The sequence below is a fragment of the Actinomadura luteofluorescens genome (assembly GCF_013409365.1).
Classification (GTDB): domain Bacteria; phylum Actinomycetota; class Actinomycetes; order Streptosporangiales; family Streptosporangiaceae; genus Spirillospora; species Spirillospora luteofluorescens.
Map to the genome: position 1 here is coordinate 7,814,529 of NZ_JACCBA010000001.1, position 15,971 is coordinate 7,830,499.

At 74.2% G+C, this 15,971-nt stretch carries 14 protein-coding genes; 6 read left to right on the forward strand and 8 right to left on the reverse strand.

Annotated elements, in window-relative coordinates:
- Positions 1 to 16: 16 nt before the first annotated feature.
- Both BJY14_RS36130 and BJY14_RS45960 read left to right on the forward strand, forming a co-directional pair.
- A complete protein-coding gene (locus BJY14_RS36130; protein WP_179847705.1) occupies positions 17 to 805 on the forward strand; it encodes an SDR family oxidoreductase in 789 nt (262 codons plus the stop codon).
- On the forward strand, positions 802 to 1,866 hold the full coding sequence (locus tag BJY14_RS45960; protein ID WP_179847706.1) for an NAD(P)H-dependent amine dehydrogenase family protein: 1,065 nt from the start codon (positions 802 to 804) through the stop codon (positions 1,864 to 1,866). Before BJY14_RS36130 ends, BJY14_RS45960 begins: the two co-directional genes overlap by 4 nt.
- Here BJY14_RS45960 and BJY14_RS36140 read toward each other — a convergent pair.
- The 3 genes from BJY14_RS36140 to BJY14_RS36150 all read right to left on the reverse strand — a co-directional run bounded on the left by BJY14_RS36140 (position 1,863) and on the right by BJY14_RS36150 (position 7,311).
- On the reverse strand, positions 1,863 to 2,708 hold the full coding sequence (locus BJY14_RS36140) for a nitroreductase/quinone reductase family protein (RefSeq protein ID WP_179847707.1): 846 nt from the start codon (positions 2,706 to 2,708) through the stop codon (positions 1,863 to 1,865). The genes BJY14_RS45960 and BJY14_RS36140 overlap by 4 nt on opposite strands.
- A gap of 296 nt (positions 2,709 to 3,004) precedes the next feature.
- Positions 3,005 to 5,956 (reverse strand): helix-turn-helix transcriptional regulator, encoded by a 2,952-nt coding sequence (locus BJY14_RS46890; RefSeq protein WP_179847708.1) that lies wholly within the window; start codon positions 5,954 to 5,956, stop codon positions 3,005 to 3,007.
- A 98-nt stretch (positions 5,957 to 6,054) separates the two neighbouring features.
- On the reverse strand, positions 6,055 to 7,311 hold the full coding sequence (locus tag BJY14_RS36150) for a glycosyltransferase (protein ID WP_179847709.1): 1,257 nt from the start codon (positions 7,309 to 7,311) through the stop codon (positions 6,055 to 6,057).
- Between the two features lie 223 nt (positions 7,312 to 7,534).
- On the opposite strand from BJY14_RS36150, the gene BJY14_RS36155 reads away from it, so the two are divergent.
- Complete coding sequence (locus tag BJY14_RS36155; RefSeq protein WP_179847710.1) at positions 7,535 to 7,990, forward strand: peroxiredoxin; 456 nt, start codon at positions 7,535 to 7,537, stop codon at positions 7,988 to 7,990.
- 17 nt (positions 7,991 to 8,007) lie between these two features.
- On the opposite strand, the gene BJY14_RS36160 is transcribed toward BJY14_RS36155, so the two are convergent.
- Positions 8,008 to 9,648, reverse strand: a complete 1,641-nt coding sequence (locus tag BJY14_RS36160) for a CocE/NonD family hydrolase (RefSeq protein WP_312879579.1) — start codon at positions 9,646 to 9,648, stop codon at positions 8,008 to 8,010.
- A gap of 168 nt (positions 9,649 to 9,816) precedes the next feature.
- On the opposite strand from BJY14_RS36160, the gene BJY14_RS36165 reads away from it, so the two are divergent.
- On the forward strand, positions 9,817 to 10,878 hold the full coding sequence (locus BJY14_RS36165) for a mechanosensitive ion channel family protein (RefSeq protein ID WP_179847711.1): 1,062 nt from the start codon (positions 9,817 to 9,819) through the stop codon (positions 10,876 to 10,878).
- Here BJY14_RS36165 and BJY14_RS36170 read toward each other — a convergent pair.
- Both BJY14_RS36170 and BJY14_RS36175 read right to left on the reverse strand, forming a co-directional pair.
- The gene (locus tag BJY14_RS36170) at positions 10,868 to 12,109 is read right to left on the reverse strand and encodes an alpha/beta hydrolase family protein (RefSeq protein WP_179847712.1); all 1,242 of its coding nucleotides are present in this window, start codon (positions 12,107 to 12,109) and stop codon (positions 10,868 to 10,870) included. The genes BJY14_RS36165 and BJY14_RS36170 overlap by 11 nt on opposite strands.
- A gap of 69 nt (positions 12,110 to 12,178) precedes the next feature.
- Positions 12,179 to 12,811 carry a TetR/AcrR family transcriptional regulator gene (locus BJY14_RS36175; protein WP_179847713.1) on the reverse strand — a complete coding sequence of 211 codons (633 nt, stop codon included), beginning with the start codon at positions 12,809 to 12,811 and terminating at the stop codon, positions 12,179 to 12,181.
- A gap of 107 nt (positions 12,812 to 12,918) precedes the next feature.
- Here BJY14_RS36175 and BJY14_RS36180 point away from each other — a divergent pair, with 107 nt between their 5' ends.
- Both BJY14_RS36180 and BJY14_RS44650 read left to right on the forward strand, forming a co-directional pair.
- Complete coding sequence (locus BJY14_RS36180; RefSeq protein WP_218905743.1) at positions 12,919 to 14,100, forward strand: MFS transporter; 1,182 nt, start codon at positions 12,919 to 12,921, stop codon at positions 14,098 to 14,100.
- The gene (locus BJY14_RS44650; protein ID WP_218905744.1) at positions 14,064 to 14,345 is read left to right on the forward strand and encodes a hypothetical protein; all 282 of its coding nucleotides are present in this window, start codon (positions 14,064 to 14,066) and stop codon (positions 14,343 to 14,345) included. Before BJY14_RS36180 ends, BJY14_RS44650 begins: the two co-directional genes overlap by 37 nt.
- A 3-nt stretch (positions 14,346 to 14,348) precedes the next feature.
- Here BJY14_RS44650 and BJY14_RS45975 read toward each other — a convergent pair whose 3' ends face one another.
- Both BJY14_RS45975 and BJY14_RS36195 read right to left on the reverse strand, forming a co-directional pair.
- Positions 14,349 to 15,185, reverse strand: a complete 837-nt coding sequence (locus BJY14_RS45975) for an ATP-binding protein (RefSeq protein ID WP_246396236.1) — start codon at positions 15,183 to 15,185, stop codon at positions 14,349 to 14,351.
- A gap of 75 nt (positions 15,186 to 15,260) precedes the next feature.
- Positions 15,261 to 15,950 carry a lysophospholipid acyltransferase family protein gene (locus BJY14_RS36195; RefSeq protein WP_218905745.1) on the reverse strand — a complete coding sequence of 230 codons (690 nt, stop codon included), beginning with the start codon at positions 15,948 to 15,950 and terminating at the stop codon, positions 15,261 to 15,263.
- Between the last annotated feature and the right edge of the window lie 21 nt (positions 15,951 to 15,971).

The window sequence follows — 15,971 nt, forward strand, 5'->3', positions numbered from 1 at the left end:
ACCGGAGGTGACGCCGGTGATCTCGGAGCGGTTCCGAATCGACGGCAGGGTGGCGGTGGTGACCGGCGCGGGCCGGGGGATCGGAGCGGCCACCGCGGTCGCGCTCGCCCAGGCGGGCGCCGACGTGGTGATCTCCTCCCGGACGCGCGAGCAGCTCGACGAGGTCGCCGCCGGGATCGAGGCGGCCGGGCGGCGGGCGCTGGTCGTCCCCTCCGACCTCGCCGACCCCGAGTCCGCCGCCGAGCTGGCCGGCCTCGCCGCCGGCGAGTTCGGCCGCCTGGACATCGTGGTGAACAACATGGGCGGCGCCATGCCCGCCGCCTTCCTGGACACCTCGCCCCGGCACATGGAGAAGGCGTTCCGGTTCAACGTCGGCACCGCGCACGCGCTGACCCGCGCGGCCGTCCCGCACCTGCTGAAGGCGGACGGCGGCAGCGTCGTCAACATCTCCTCGGCCATGGGGCGGATCGCCGGTCGCGGCTACCTGGCCTACGGCAGCGCCAAGGCGGCCCTCGCCCACTACACCCGGCTCGCGGCGTTCGACCTGGCCCCGCGCGTGCGGGTCAACGCGATCGCCGTCGGCTCCGTCGCGACGTCCGCGCTCGACGTCGTCATGACCAGCGACGAGCTGCGCACCGAGATGGAGCGCAGGACGCCGCTGCGCCGCGTCGGCGAACCCGAGGACGTGGCCGCCGCCGTGCTCTACCTCGCCTCGCCCGCCTCCGCCTACGTCACCGGCAGCGTGCTGCGCGTGGACGGCGGCATCGAGGCCCCCAACCTCGACCTCGGCCTGGAGGACCTGTGACCTACCGCGTCGTCCAGTGGAGCACCGGCAACGTCGGCCGGCACGCGATCGCCGGCATCGACGCCCGCCCCGACCTCGAACTCGCCGGGGTGTGGGTCTCCAACCCGGCCAAGGCCGGCCGGGACGCCGGGGACCTCGCGGGACTCGGCCGCGACCTCGGCGTCACCGCCACCGGCGACGCCGACGCGCTGCTCGCCCTGCGGCCCGACTGCGTCGTCTACACCTCGATGGCCGACGTCCGCCTGATGGAGGCCATCGGCGACCTGTGCCGCATCCTGCGCGCCGGGGTGAACGTCGTCTCCAGCAGCCCGGTGTTCCTGCAGTTCCCCGACGGTGTCGTCCCGCCGGAGATGTCCGACCCGGTGCGGGAGGCGGCCGCGGCCGGCGGCGCGTCGGTGTTCGTCAACGGCATCGACCCCGGCTTCGCCAACGACGTGCTGCCGCTGGCGGTCACCGGCATCAGCGAGCGCATCGACCAGGTCCGCTGCATGGAGATCCTCAACTACAACACCTACGACCAGGCCACGGTCCTGTTCGACATCATGGGCTTCGGCCGCCCGATGGACGACGTCCCGATGCTGCTGCAACCCGGCGTCCTCACCATGGCGTGGGGGAGCGTCGTCCGGCAGATCGCCGCCGGCCTCGGCGTCGAGCTGGACGAGATCGCCGAATGGCACACCCGCCTTCCCGCGCCCGAGACCTTCGCCGTCTCCGCCGGGACGATCGAGAAGGGCACGGCCGCCGCACTGCGGTTCGAGGTGCGGGGCATGCGCGGCGGGGAGGCCGTCGTCGTCCTGGAGCACGTCACCCGGCTCCGCGACGACCTCGCCCCCGACTGGCCGCAGCCCGCCGGGGCGGGCTGCTACCGCGTCGAGGTCCGCGGCGAGCCGAACTACACGGTGGACCTGCGGCTCCTCGGCACCGACGGCGACCACAACACCGCGGGCCTGAAGGCCACCGCGATGCGCCTCGTCAACGCCGTGCCCGCCGTCGTCGAGGCGCCCCCCGGCCTGCTCACCGCCCTGGACCTGCCGCTGATCCCGGGCCGCGGGCTCCTCTAGTCGCGTCCGCCTCCCGGGAACACGAGGGCGTCGAGGAGCGGGAGGAGTCGCTCCTCCTCGTGGTCCAGGTGCGCCTCCAGGGCGGCGGTGAGCCGATCGACCTCGGCGAGCAGCGACGCGGAGTCGCCGGCGTCGAGGGCCCGGCGCAGCTCGTCCAGCAGCTCCGCCACCACCTCGTGCTCATCGCGCAGGCGCGCCAGGGCCGGCGCGAGCTCCGGATGCTCCCGCTCCAGCAGCGGGAACATCTGCTGGTCCTCGCCCATGTGGTGGTGGCCGAGCCCCTGGCACATCGTCAGGCAGTTGACCCGCAGCTGAGCGCCCACGGCGGCTCCGGAAGCGGCGACCTCCTTGCGGATCAGCTCCAGTTCCCCGCGGAACGCGTCGTGCACCGCGACCAGCATGGCGCTCGGCGACCGCGGCCCGGAGGGCGGCCCGGCGGCGACCTGGACCAGGGCGACGACGGGGAGCGTCCGTCCCGACTTCTCCTCGTACTCGGCCCAGCCGGGATCGGCCTCGGCGGCCCGGGCGAAGGCGCGGTCGCGCTCGTCGCCCTCTAGGACGACGGCCTCGGCCTCGTAGGCGAAAACGCCGCTCTCGACCGTGACGCGCGGGTTCGCGACCAGGTTGTGGTACCAGGCCGGGTCCCTCGGCGCGCCTCCGGCCGAGCCGATGACCAGGACGCGCCCGACACCGTCGGGCAGGTAGCCGAGCGGCGTCGTGTGCGGGGCGCCGCTGCGCGCCCCGGTCGTGGTCAGCAGGAGCAGCCGCCCGCCCTCGAACGGGCCGCCGACCCGTCCGCCGTTGGCGCGGAACTCCTCGATGACCTGCTTGTTGAAATCCATCTGTCTCCTGTTTCCGGGCATGGCGAATAAGCCACGGAAAGAACGCGCGGCCGTGGCTTGGGAAAGGTGTGAAAGGGCATGCCTAAAGCGCGGGCATGCGGGATGACGTCGTGCTGCGCACGCGAGAAACGGCGTGCGGCGCACGCGGAAGAAGGAAGGGAAGGGGAGTGGAAGAGGCGGGCCTCGCGCCCGCTCCGGCCTCACTCGGAGGCCGGGAACCTCACTCGCTCGTGGCCCATGGCCGACCCGGCAGTCACGAAATGCACATTACCGGCGCGAGCTCCGGAATTGCAAGATCAGACACCTTCGCGGTGGGCGACGGCGGCGGCCTGGGTGCGGCTGGAGACGTTCAGCTTGCCGAGGATGTTCGACACGTGCACGCTCGCCGTCTTCGGGGAGATGAACAGCGCCGCCGCGATCTCCCGGTTGTTGCGGCCCTCGGCGACGAGCTTGAGCACCTCACGCTCCCGCCCGGTGAGGGAGGCGAGCGGACCGGACGGCCCGGTCCTCGGCGCCGCGCCCGCGCGGCCGGTCCCGAGCCGGGCGCGGGCGCCGAGGTCGCGCAGCGCGGCCAGCAGCGGCCTGGCGCCGAGCCGCTCGGCGGCCTGCACCGCCGCTCGCCACTGCACGGCGGCCTCGTCCCGGTCGCCGTTCTCCGCCAGCGCCTCCGCCAGCCGCCACCGCGACCGCGCCACCTCGTAGACGAACCCGCCGTCGGCGTCGCCGTAGGTGAACAGCTCGGCCGTGCGGCGCCACAGCTCCACGTCGTGGACGCCGTCCAGGCGGCGGCGCTCGGCCTCGGCGCGCGCCAGCCAGCCCTGCCCCTCCCAGCCGAGCCAGGTGCGCGGCTGCCCGTCGACGTTGACCGCGACGACGCTGCGCGCGGTCCGCAGGAGCAGGTCGCCGGTCTCCCGCGCCGCCCGCAGCGTCTCCTCGTCGCCGGCGGCGCGGGCGCGGGCCGCCCGGTCGGCCTCCGCCCACAGCCCGGTCGCGGCGATGCGGATGGCCCCGACCGTCTGGACGTAGACGGTGTCGAGGAGGTCGCGGACGTGCTCGGCCGCCGTGTCCGGGTCGCCGCGCCACAGCGCGTGCTCGGCGGCGAGGCCCCGGGCGAGGTAGTTGACGAACCCGTCCTGCCCCCACAGCGGAGCGATCCAGCGCAGCCGCTCCTCGACCGTCGGGGCGCCCTGCGCGACCTCCAGGAACAGGGCGTACGCCGATACCTGCGCCTCGGGGGTGCGGACGACCTGCACCGCGAACTCGTCGGCGAGCCGCCCCGCCTCCGCCCAGTCCCCTGAGGTGTAGTGGACGAGGTAGCGCAGGGACCGCAGCACGATGCCGAACGTGCTCCACACGATCCCGTTGTCGACGGCGTACTTCACGCCCGCGTCGGCGGCGCGGACCGCGCCCGCGAGGTCGCCCCGGTCGAACTTCGTCCGGGCGTGGTGGAACGCCGCCCGCATCGCGATCATGGAGCTGTCGCCGGCGGCCGCGGCGAGCTCGTGGGCGCGGGCGAACACCTCCGCGACGCCGGTGTCGGCCTCCCGCGACTCGCGGTACAGGCCGAGCGTGACCAGCAGGCTGGCCTCGGCGCCGGTGGCGCCCGCCTCGCGCGCCGTCTCGATGGCGCGCTCGGCGTACCCGGGCATCTCCCCGGCCTCGTCCCGGTACATCAGCGTCCGGGCGTAGGTGGCGAGCGCGTCGGCGCGCTCCACGGTCGGCGGGTCGGCCGGCAGCATCGCCACCGCCTCCCGCGCCACCGCCTGCGACTCGGCGTCCTCGTCGATGTCGCCGAGGTAGCCGGCCAGGTGCTCGCGCAGCAGGCAGCCGAGCCGCACGTCGGCGGGATCGGCGGCGGCCAGCACCCGGCGCAGCCGGTGCACCGCCCGCCGCAGCTCGCCGGCCCGCGCGGACGCCTGGGCGGCCGCCAGCGACAGGCGCATCCGGTCCGTACCGGCGGCGGCCTCCGGGTCGGTGACGGCGTCCCACAGCTCCAGCGCCCGGTCGTAGTGCTCGTAGGCCTCGGCGGGGGCGGCGAGGCGGTCGGCCTCCCGGCCCGCCCGGACGGACGCGGCGAACGCGGCGGGCAGGTCGTGCGCGGCGAGGCTGTGGTGCGCCAGCTCGGCGGCCGATCCGCGCGTGCCGTCGGGGAGGCCGGCGAGGAGCCGGGCGAAGTCGGCGTGCAGCCGGGTCCGCTCGCCGGGCAGCAGGTCGGCGTAGACGGCCTCGCGCAGCAGGGCGTGCCGGAACGTGTACCCGGTGCCGGACGGGACGAGCAACTGGTGCGACACCACCTCGCGCAGCGCCTCGCCGACCGTCGCCTCGTCCAGCCCCGCCACGACGCGGACCAGTTCGTCGTCGACGCGGCGTCCCGCCACGGCCGCGACCCGCACCACGCGCTGGCCCGCGTCCGACAGCCGCTCGATCCGCGACAGCAGCAGGTCGGCGAGCGCGGACGGCAGCCCGTCCGCCCCGTCGTCGCGGTCGTCCAGGCCCGAGGAGTACAGCTCGGCGGCGTAGAAGGGGTTGCCCTCCGACCGGCGGTGCACCCGCTCGACGGTCCGCGCCGTGACCGGGCCGGACCCGCGCGCCAGCTCGGCGAGGTACTGGGCCGTCTCGCCCCGGCCGAACGGGCGGACCTCGACGCCCGTCACGTTCGGCAGCCGCAGCAGCTCGGCGACCACGGGCCGCAGCGGGTGCCGCCGGTGCAGGTCGTCGGACCGGTACGTCCCGACGAGGCAGACCCGCTCGCGCTGCAGGACGCGGCTGAGGAACGTCAGCAGGTGCCGCGTCGACCGGTCGGCCCAGTGCAGGTCCTCCAGGACGAGCAGGACGGGCCGCTCGTCGCCCAGTTCGCCGAGCAGGCCGAGCACCGCGCCGAACAGCTGCTGCTGGCCGAGCTCGGAGCCCGCGCCGGGGCCGCCCTCGCCGTCGGGCAGCAGGCGCGCGAGCGCGGGCCGGGCGTCCAGCGCGGCGCGCACCTCGGCGGCCTCCGGCGTCGCGGCGTGCGCGGCGGCCCACAGGGCGTCGGTGAGCGGCAGGTAGGGCATGCTCTCGCCCAGCTCGGCGCACTGCCCGACGAGCACGGCGCAGCCGCGGTCGACGGCGGCGGCGGTGAGCGCGGACACCAGGTGCGTCTTGCCGACCCCCGCGTCCCCGCTGACCAGCACGACGCCCGCGCCGCCCGCGGCGGCGCGGTCCAGCGCGGCGGTCAGCTCCGCGAGCTCCGTCGCCCTGCCGATCAGCACGAAATGCCCCTTCTGGTCATCTCGGTCGAGTATCCCATCCGGGGGGACGTGAACGGGCCCCGGACCGGCAGGTCCGGGGCCCGCGGGGCCGGTGCGCGTCAGCCGGCGAGGGCGGGGGCCTTGTCGGTCTCGCGCTCCGCCTCGTCCTCCTGCGCCGCCGGCTCCGGCTCCGGAACGGGCAGCACCTTCAGGTAGGCGCGGAGGGTCTCGGCGGCGATCCGCTCCAGGGAGTAGCGGGAGCGGGCGCGGTCGCCGGCGGCGATCGAGTAGCCGTGCAGGGTGGTGTCCTCCGACAGCAGCTGCCGGATCGCCCGCCCGATCACGACCGGCCGCCCCGCCGGGACGTGGATGCCGGTGATGTGGTCCAGGACCTCGTCGGCGTTGCCGCCGACCGGGGTCGCCGCCACGGGGACGCCGCAGGCCATGGCCTCCAGCGGCGCCGTCGGGGACGGCTGGTGCGGGGCCAGGCAGAGCGCGAGGCTCGCGGTCCGCAGCAGCTTCGGCAGGGTCTTGCGGGGCAGCCGCCCGAGGAAGATGACCCGGTCGGCGACGTGCAGCTCCTTGGCCAGCAGCCGCAGCCGGTGGACGGCCGAGTCGTGCTCCAGGTCCTCGCGCTCCGGGCCGCCGGCGACGGCCAGCTCGGCGTCGGGGACGTGCACCAGGGCGCGCAGCGCGGTCTCGACGTCGGAGCCGAGGTCCTCGCTGACCATCACCAGGCGGGGCCGGTCGCCGTGCGGCATGGCCGGGCCGACCTGCGCGAACAGCTCGGAGTCCACGCCGTAGGGGACGACCGCGACCGAGGGCCGCGGGACGCCCGTCCGCACGACCGCGGTGGCCTCCTCGGCGTGCCCGGCCAGCACCAGGTCGGCGTCCCGCCCGATGGCCTTCTCCAGGCGGTCGCGGTGGGGGTGGACCTGGCGTCCGGCCTGCCGCTCGACGGCGGCCACGCCGTGGTAGCTCTGCACGAAGGGGATGTCGAGCTCGCGGGCGACGGCGCAGGCGGCCAGGCCGCCGATCCAGCCGTGCGCGTGCACGATGTCGGGTCGCGCCGAGCCGGACCAGCGGCGGCGCAGCCCGTCGGCGAAGTCGCGAAGGTGCTGGAGCAGCTCGTCGTCCGACAGCGGGCGGGCGGGCCCGGCGTCCAGGTTCACCTGGGCGGCGCCCGGAGCGAGCTTGACGCGACCGCGGGCGGCCCTGTCCTGGCGGCGCGTGTAGACCGTGACCTGGTTCGGCTCACCGTCGGCGGTCAGCGGACGGGTGAGGGAACGAGCGAGATCCCGGACGTGGACTGACTGCAGGTGCTCGCCGTCAAGGTCGGAGGCGGACACCAGAGCGATGTGAAGCGGGTGATGCATGACGGATCCTCCGGGACTACGCAGGGGAAGCTCGGAGGTATCTGCGTCGTAGACACCTGCTCGGTCAGTTTCCTATCCCTCCCCCCTCTCCGTCAAACCTGACGAAACGGAATACCTACCCCCGGGCCCCTCGGGAGGGCGCCCACCCTGCGACGATACTTTTCTCGATGGACGACGAACCGCTCCGGTCCGGCCCGCCCGCCTGCTCGGCTAGGTTCGACCCATGAGACCCGGTGACGTCGTCGACGACTTCGAACTCCCGGACGAGACGGGCGAACCGCGCACCCTGACCGGCCTGCTGGCCGAGGGCCCCGTGGTCCTGTTCTTCTACCCGGCGGCCATGACCCCCGGCTGCACCGCCGAGGCCTGCCACTTCCGCGACGTGGTCGCCGAGCTCGCCGAGGCGGGCGGGCACGCCGTGGGCATCAGCGCCGACCCGGTCGGCAGGCAGAAGGAGTTCGCCGAGAAGCACGCGCTCGGCTACCCGCTGCTGTCCGACCCGTCCGGCGAGGTCCGCGCGCGCTTCGGGGTCAAGCGCTCCGTGGCCCTCATGCCGACCAAGCGCCAGACCTTCGTCATCGACACCGACCGCCGCGTCCTCGCGGTCGTCAAGAGCGAGATCCGCATGAGCGCCCACGCCGACCGGGCCCTGGAGGCCCTCAGGGCCCGCCGCGGCTGACCCGGCCGCCCCGCCGCTCAGCCGATGATCGGCAGAGTGATCGAGGACGGGTGGCCCGGGGCGTGGAAGATCTCCTGGTCGGCGGTGAGCATCTCGGTGGCGGTGCCGATCGGGGCGCCGGTGCCGGGGTTGCGGGCCACGCGGGGGTAGGCGCCGCTGGCGACCTGCACGCGGACGCGGTGCCCGCGGCGGAAGCGGTGGCCGACCGGCCAGAGCTCGACGGCGACGCGGCGGACGCCGTCGGGCCCGGGCTCCGGGGTGCCGGGGACGAGGCGGCGCATGCCCTCGCACAGGTTGAGCGACTCGCCCTCGGGGGTGACGTCGCAGAGCCGCACGACGAAGTCGGTGTGCTCCCGGTTCGAGCGGACGTGCAGGTCGGCGGTCACCGGGCCGATGACCTCCATGTCCTCGTCCAGCACGCCCGAGGTGTAGGTCAGCACGTCCCGGCGGCGCTCCAGGCGCTTCTGGTCGGTGGACGGGTGCGTCTCGCCGAGCAGGGTGGGGCCGCCGAGGAACGGCGTCGGGTGGTTCGGGTCGTAGCGGTAGGCGTCGGGATCGGACTCCGGCGGCCCGTCCGGGGCCAGGGCGCCCGCCGGGTGCAGGTGCCAGCGCTCCTCGCGCATGCCGGGGACGGGCCAGTCGGGGAACTCGCGCCACTCGTCCGCGCCGGTGATGAAGAGCCGGACGGGCTGCGCGCGCAGCCCGGACGGGTCGTCCAGCAGGTGGGCGCGGAACCACGCGGTCGCGTCGGCGACCGAGCCGCGCATCATGCGCTGGTCGGCGTGGAACCAGGGCCCGATCGTCAGGTAGGGGCGCCGGCCGGCGGCGCGCAGGGCCGCGTAGTCCTTCATCTGCCAGGGCAGGAAGATGTCGTACCAGCCGCCGGTCATGTTCACCGGCGCGGTGACCTGTGACACGGTGGTGCTGAAGTCGCGCTTGTCCCAGAACGGGGTGTCGGGGCCGTTGACGAGCAGGTCCTGGAAGAAGCGCTGCTGCTCGCCGGTGGCGAGCCGGTCCAGCTCGGCCAGCGGGCGTCCCGACAGGGTGGCGCGGCGGGCGCGGCGCGGCGACATGATGCCGGTCGTGATGCCCGACAGGGAGTTCTTCATCCGCGCGGTCAGGTCGACCCAGATGAGCGCCGACTCCAGCGCGAAGGTGCCGCCGACGTTGACGGCGTCGCGGAAGGTGGACGCCGTGACCTGCATCGACAGCGCCTTCAGCTCGGGTCCGGCCTCGGCGGCGACGGCCCACTGGACGTAGCCGAGGTAGCTCGGCCCGTGCATGGCGAACGTGCCGCCGAACCACGGCTGCGACGTCAGCCACTCGATGGTGGCGAGGCCGTCCTCCCGCTCGTCCAGCGCCTCGAAGACACCGCCGGAGCCGAAGCCGCCGCGCACGCTCTGCACGACGGCCTGGAACCCGTGCGAGGCGAACCCCTGCCCGCACATCAGGCCGAACGGCCCGCGCCGCCCGTAGGGCGAGCGGACCAGCACCGTCGGCGCCTTCTCGACGCCGGCGGGCGAGTACCGGTCGGCCAGCAGCGTCACACCGTCGGCGGCCGGCACCTCCAGGTCCCGCTCGACCGTCACACGGTGGGGGCCGTTCCGCAATCCGAGCGCCGTGACCCCGAGCCGGCGCATCATTCCCACGCCTACCACTTGATCGATCGTATCCGCCAGGTCGCCGGACCCCGCGGCCAGATGTGCCGTGATGTGCCTCGCAGTGCCCCGGGTCTTCACTACGATCGGGGACGCGTAAACACGCAAATCGGAAATTTCAACGGGCGGCGCCATGCCTCCCCGGACAGAGGAGGAATCCGCCGCGTCATGGTCCATCTGGGCGATCTGAGCTGGCATCGGGTTGTGGGGGCCGCCGCCGTGATGGTGGTGGCGGTCGGGATCGCGGTGGTCCTGCGGCTGCTGACCGGCCGGCTGTTCAAGCGGGCGGGCGACACCCGGTGGGCGTGGGACGACCTGGCCGCCCGCCTGGTCAAGGACCTGGCGGTGCCCGTCTCGGTGCTGCTCGGCCTGTGGGGCGCGGCCAGGATGCTGCACCTGCCCCGGGGCACGCTGGACGTGACGGCCAAGGTGCTCACGGCCGCCGCCATCCTCGTCGTCTCGCTGGCGTTGGCCCGCCTGATCGCGGGCTCGGTCAGCTCGATCGCGATGGTCCGGCAGGGCGTGGCCGGAAATGTGACTATTTTCGCGAACATCACCCGGGTCCTGGTGATCGGCGTCGGCGTCCTGGTGATGCTGCAGAGCCTCGGGATCTCGATCTCGCCGCTGCTCGGCGCCCTGGGCGTCGGCGGTCTCGCGGTCGCCCTCGCCCTCCAGGACACCCTGGCCAACCTCTTCGCGGGCGTGCACGTCCTGGCGTCCAAGACGATCGAGCCCGGCGACTACATCAAGCTCAGCAGCGGGCAGGAGGGGTACGTCGTCGACATCAACTGGCGCAACACCTCCATCCGGACGCTGTCGGACAACATCGAGGTCATCCCGAACCAGCGGTTCTCCGACACGATCCTCACCAACTACCACCGCCCCGCCGAGGACATGTCGCTGCTGATCCAGGCCCGTGTGGCCTACGAGAGCGACCTGGAGCACGTCGAGAGCGTGGTCGTCGAGGTCGGCCAGGAGGTCATGCACGAGGTCCAGGGCGGGGTGAAGGACAGCGAGACGCTGGTGCGGTTCCACACCTTCGGCGACTCCTCCATCGGCTTCACCGTGATCCTGCGGACCGACGAGTTCGGCGACCAGTTCCGCCTGAAGCACGAGTTCGTCAAGCGGCTGCACCGCCGCTTCGCCAAGGAGGGCATCGAGATGCCCTACCCCCGCCGCCAGATCATCCTGCCCGACGGCGAGGGCGCGCACGGCCTGATCAGCGGATGAACCGCACGTCGGGGTGGCGGGGCGAGGGGCGGTCGAGGATCGGGCGGTGCCGCCCGAGCAGCGCCCGGTCGAAGAACGCGGTGACGTAGGCCCGCACCGACGCCGTCATCCGTCCCGGGTCGACCGTCCCGATGAGGGCGGCGCGGTCCTCGGCGGGGATGTCGAGCTCGGCGTCCAGCGCCGGAAGGACGGACTGGACGTCGGTGTAGGAGTAGTGGCTCGCGGTGGGCACGTTCAGGTCGCGCTTCCAGCCGGTCGAATGAGTCCAGAACGACCCCCAGGACGGGGTCGTCAGGTGCGTCTGCGGAGAGCCGCCTGTAGCGGCGCCCATCAGCATGAACGCGCGGTCGAGCCCGGTCTCGGCGACCCGCACGTAGTCGTTCTTCGCGTACTGCAGGGTGCCGTCCATATCGATGCCCGCGTCGACCCGCCGGTCGGTGCGCATGGCCTCGGCCGCCTGGATGCCGCCGGCGGAGTGCCCGGCCATGCCGACCCGGGACAGGTCGAGGGACCGTCCGAGGCCGGCGGGCAGGGCCCGCCCCTCGGCGTCGGGGTTGCGGCCGGCCCGCAGCGCGCCGAGCCGGTCGAGGACGAACCGGCTGTCCTTCACGCGCGTGTCCAGCGCGGTCTTGCGCGCCTGCGTGTCCGACGAGGGCAGGCGCTGCGGCTCGACCCGGCCGGCGGGGAACTCGATCGGGGCCGTCTCGTAGGTGTGGTCCAGGGTCACCACCACGTACCCGCGGCTGGCGAGCTCCTCGGCGACCGTGGTGCCGAGCGCGCGCGGGACGCCGAGGCCGGGGGAGTACAGGACGACGGGCCGGGCGCGCCGCGCATCGGCCGGGGCGCCCTCGGCGGCGTGGGTCCGGGCACTCGCCCAGTCGACCGTTCCGGCCTTGAACACGCCGAGCGCGTCGGCCTCCGACAGCGCCTTCGCGACTCCGGGACGCAGGTAGGGCGCCTTCGGGCCGGAGGACCGGGCGGCCGGGTACCAGACGCTGACCATCAGCTCGCGGATCCGGCCGGGGACCCACGGGTCGGCGCGCCCGGCGTCCACGAGGTGCAGTTCGGTCGTCCCGATGGCCTGGTGCGGGCCCGTGGGGCGGGGAAGTTCGAACCGGGCTGGGGCGGTGGCGGCGGTCTTCGTCGCGTGGGCGGAGGCTCCGCACGCGGACAGGGCGAGGGGAAGGACGGCCGCGGCCGCGAGCAGCCGGAGGGGCACAAGTGATCGCATGCCCCGAGCCTTCCGGCCCCGGGCCATCTCCGATCATGGTCGAACGGCCGCCGCGCACCCCGACCTTCGTCAGGGGCGCACGATCGGCATGAGGACCTCGTCGACGATCGACGCCAGGTCGTCGTCGGTGATCGGGCCGCCCTCGGTGAGGTTGCCGTACACCATCACCGCCGGGCCCACGTTGGCGATCTGCCGGGTCGCGGCCTCCGGCCGGATCTCCCCGCGCGCGGCGGCGTCGCGGAGCGCCTGGTAGAGCAGGTCGCGGACGGGCTTGGACAGCCGGTCGCGCACGACGTCGTGGATGAGCCCGACGCCCTCCTCGCTCTCCTCCTTGAGCACCCGGAAAGCCGCGCCGCGGCAGGCGATCAGCGTGTCTCGCAGGCACCGCAGGACCTGGAGCATGTCCTCGCGCACCGAGCCGGTCTCCGGCGGGGTCGGCGGCTCGGGCAGGACGTGCCTGAGCGCGTCGGTGATCAGCTCGTTCTTGGACCGCCAGCGCCGGTAGAGGGCGGCCTTGCCGGTGCGGGCGCCGGCGGCGACGCCCTCCATGGTCAGCCCGCGGTAGCCGACGGCCTCCAGCTGGGCGAACACGGCGTCGAAGATCGCGGCCTCCAGGTCGCCGCCGCGGCGGCGGGTCGCCGGGGGCCCCGCGTCGGCGGAGGGCTCCGCCTCGGCCCGGGGACCGGAGTTCGCACGGGTCACGGCACGATCCCGAAAATAGTGAACGCTAGCGTTCTCTTTCGCGTGCGTCGGTGATACGTTCCCCACATAGTGTACTTCGCCGTTCCTTATTTCTGGGAAGGTTCGCCTTGACCGCAGCCAGCGGGCGGACGGCCGCGCACCGGGAGTCGACACCTCCCGGCCCGGCCGTGCCGCCCCTCCATCATCGTGCAGGAACCGTCCTCGCCGTCATCGTCGGCTGCCAGCTCATGATCGGCCTGGACACCTCCGTCGTCACCATCGCGCTCCCGGACGTCCGGACGGGCCTCGGCCTGACCACCGGGGGCCTCGCCTGGATCCAGAACTCCTACATGCTCGCATTCGGCGGCCTGCTCCTGCTCGGCGGGCGCGCCGGGGACGTGTTCGGCCGCCGCCGCGCCTTCACCGCCGGCATCGTGCTGTTCACCGTCGCGTCCCTGGCGGGGGGCTTCGCCGACGCGGGGTGGTGGCTGCTGGCCGCCCGGGCCGCCCAGGGCGTCGCCGCCGCCGTCGCCGCGCCGAGCGCGATGGCCCTGATCGCCACCAACTTCGAGGGCGCCGCCCGGGTCCGCGCGCTGAGCGTCTTCTCCGCCGTGACCGGCGCCGGCGCCGCCGTCGGCATGATCGTCGGCGGGGCGCTGACCGAGGCCGGGTCGTGGCGCTGGGTGTTCTTCGTCAACGTCCCGGTCGGCCTGGTCCTGGCGCTGGCCGCGCCGCGCGTCCTCACCGAGACGCCGCGCCGCCCGGGCAGGTTCGACGCCCTCGGCGCCGTCGTCTCCACCGGCGGCATGTCCGCCCTGGTCTACGCGCTGATCCGGGTCGGGTCGGACGGCTGGGGCGACGGCCGGGCGGTCGCGGCGTTCGCGGCGGCGGCCGCGCTGCTGGCCGCCTTCGTGGCCGTCGAGGCCCGCGCCCGCCGCCCGCTCATGCCGCTGTGGCTGCTGACCGGACGCGACCGGGCCGCGTCCTACCTGACCCAGCTGTGCCTGGCGGCCGCCATGTTCGGCGCGTTCTTCTTCCTCACCCAGTACCTGCAGCAGGTGCTCGGCTACGGGCCGCTGCGCGCCGGCGCCGCGTTCCTGCCGATGGTCGGCATGCAGTTCGCCGTCGTCCGGACGGCGCCGCGGCTGCTGGCGCGCGTCGGCGCCCGCCGGTCATCGCCGGGACGGTCCTGCTCGGCGCCGGGCTGCTGTGGCTGTCGCGGCTGTCCCCGGGGGACGGCTACACCGGCGCGCTGCTGGGGCCGTTCGTCCTCATGGGCGCGGGCGGCGGGCTGTCGATCCTGCCGCTGAACGCGACGATCCTGGGCAGCGTCGAGCCGGAGCAGTCCGGCGCGGCCGCCGGGGTGGCCCAGGCCATGCTGTGGTCGGGCGGATCGCTCGGCTCGGCCGTCATGGTGACCGCCTACGGGTCCGCGGTGTCCGGACACGGCCCCGCGGACGCCGTCGACGGCATGGACGCCGCCTTCGCGACCGGCGCGGTGTTCGCCGCCGCCGCTCTGCTGGTCGCCCTGCTCGTGCTGCGCGTCCGGCGCTGAGCCTCACGCGGGCGGGGGAGCGGCCTCCTCGAACCACGCGAGGATCTCGTCGGCGCCGACCAGCCGTGCCGTGTCGGCGGCCGACGGCGATCCCGCCCGCGGGTCGGCCCCCGCCTCCAGCAGGACCCGTACGACCTCGTTCTCCCGCTTGAACACCGCGCCCGTGAGGGGGCGGTGGCCGCGGTCGTCGGCCCGGTCGGGGTCGGCGCCGCGCATCGCGAGCGCGCGGACGGTCTCCGGGTGCCCGTGGAAGGCGGCGTGCATCAGCAGGGTCTCGCCCCTGTGGTCCGACAGGTCCACCGACACCCCGTTGTCCAGCTGGGAGAGGAGGCGCCGCGTGTCGCCGGTCCGCGCCATCTCGAACAGCCGGGCCGTGGGCTCGTCCGGGGCGGGCCGGAAGCCGTCCCCGCGCGGGACGTCGCTGCCGGCGGTGAGGAGCCCGCCGAGGCTGTCCTCGCCGTAGGACAGGTGCTTCTCCAGCGCCACCAGCGCCCCGTCCTCGGGGAACGAGGCGAACCGGACGTCGTCGGCCAGCGCCCGCATGATCATCAGGCCGCGCCCCTGCTCGGCGGCCGGATCGGGGAGCGGGACGAGCGCCGCGTCGAAGCCCGTGCCCGAGTCGATCACCTTGATCACGCAGCGCCGGTCCTGGATCGTCGCCCGCACGGTGTAGTCCGCCCCGTGCTCGGCGTGCTTGATCACATTGGTGCACGCCTCGGTCAGCATCATCTCGATGTCGTCGCGGATGTGGCCCTCGACACCGAGCGCGGCCAGTGCCGCGTCCAGAAGCTTGCGCGTCGCCGGAACGCTCGCCACGTCGCGCGGAAGCACGAGGTCCATCGTGATTTCCACATCATCTCCATCCGTCCCCATAAAAGGTGCCCAATCGGACACGGTGAAACATGGGGCGGACGATCAGCGCGGCCCGGCGGGCCTCGGGGCGTAGTCGTCCACGTACTCCTGGCCCGACAGCTCCTGGATCGCCTCCATGATCTCGTTGGTGACCTGCCGGGCCGCCCGGCCGCGCGGAACGCCCTTGTCCCGGTCGCGGAAGTCCATCGGCGCGCCGATCCGCAGCCCGATCCGGCCCGGCCGCGGGACGGCCTGCCCCCGGGGCTGCACCTTGTCGGTGCCCGCGATCGCCACCGGGACGACGGGCGCCCCGGTCCGCATCGCCAGCCGCGCCACGCCCGTGCGGCCGCGGTAGAGCCGCCCGTCCGGCGACCGCGTCCCCTCGGGGTGGATCGCGAACACGCCGCCGCCCTCCAGCACCGCCGCCGAGGTGTCGAGCGCGTCGAACGCGGCCCGCCCCCCGGACCGGTCGACCGCGATCGCGCCGACGCTGCGGAAGAACGTCGCGGTGACGCGGCCCCTCATCCCCGCCCCGGTGAAGTACTCGTGCTTGCCGAGGAAGTGGACCCGGCGCGGCACCATCAGCGGCAGCACGAACGAGTCGAGGAACCCCAGGTGGTTCGCCGCGAGGATCACCGGCCCGATCCGCGGGACGTGCCGCAGGCCGCTCACGCTCGGCAGGAAGGCCAGGCGCATCGCGGGTCCCATGACCACGTGCTTCATAAGGGGATAGATCAGGCGTTCGGGGTCCATGTCCGAGCAGGCTATGGGGCG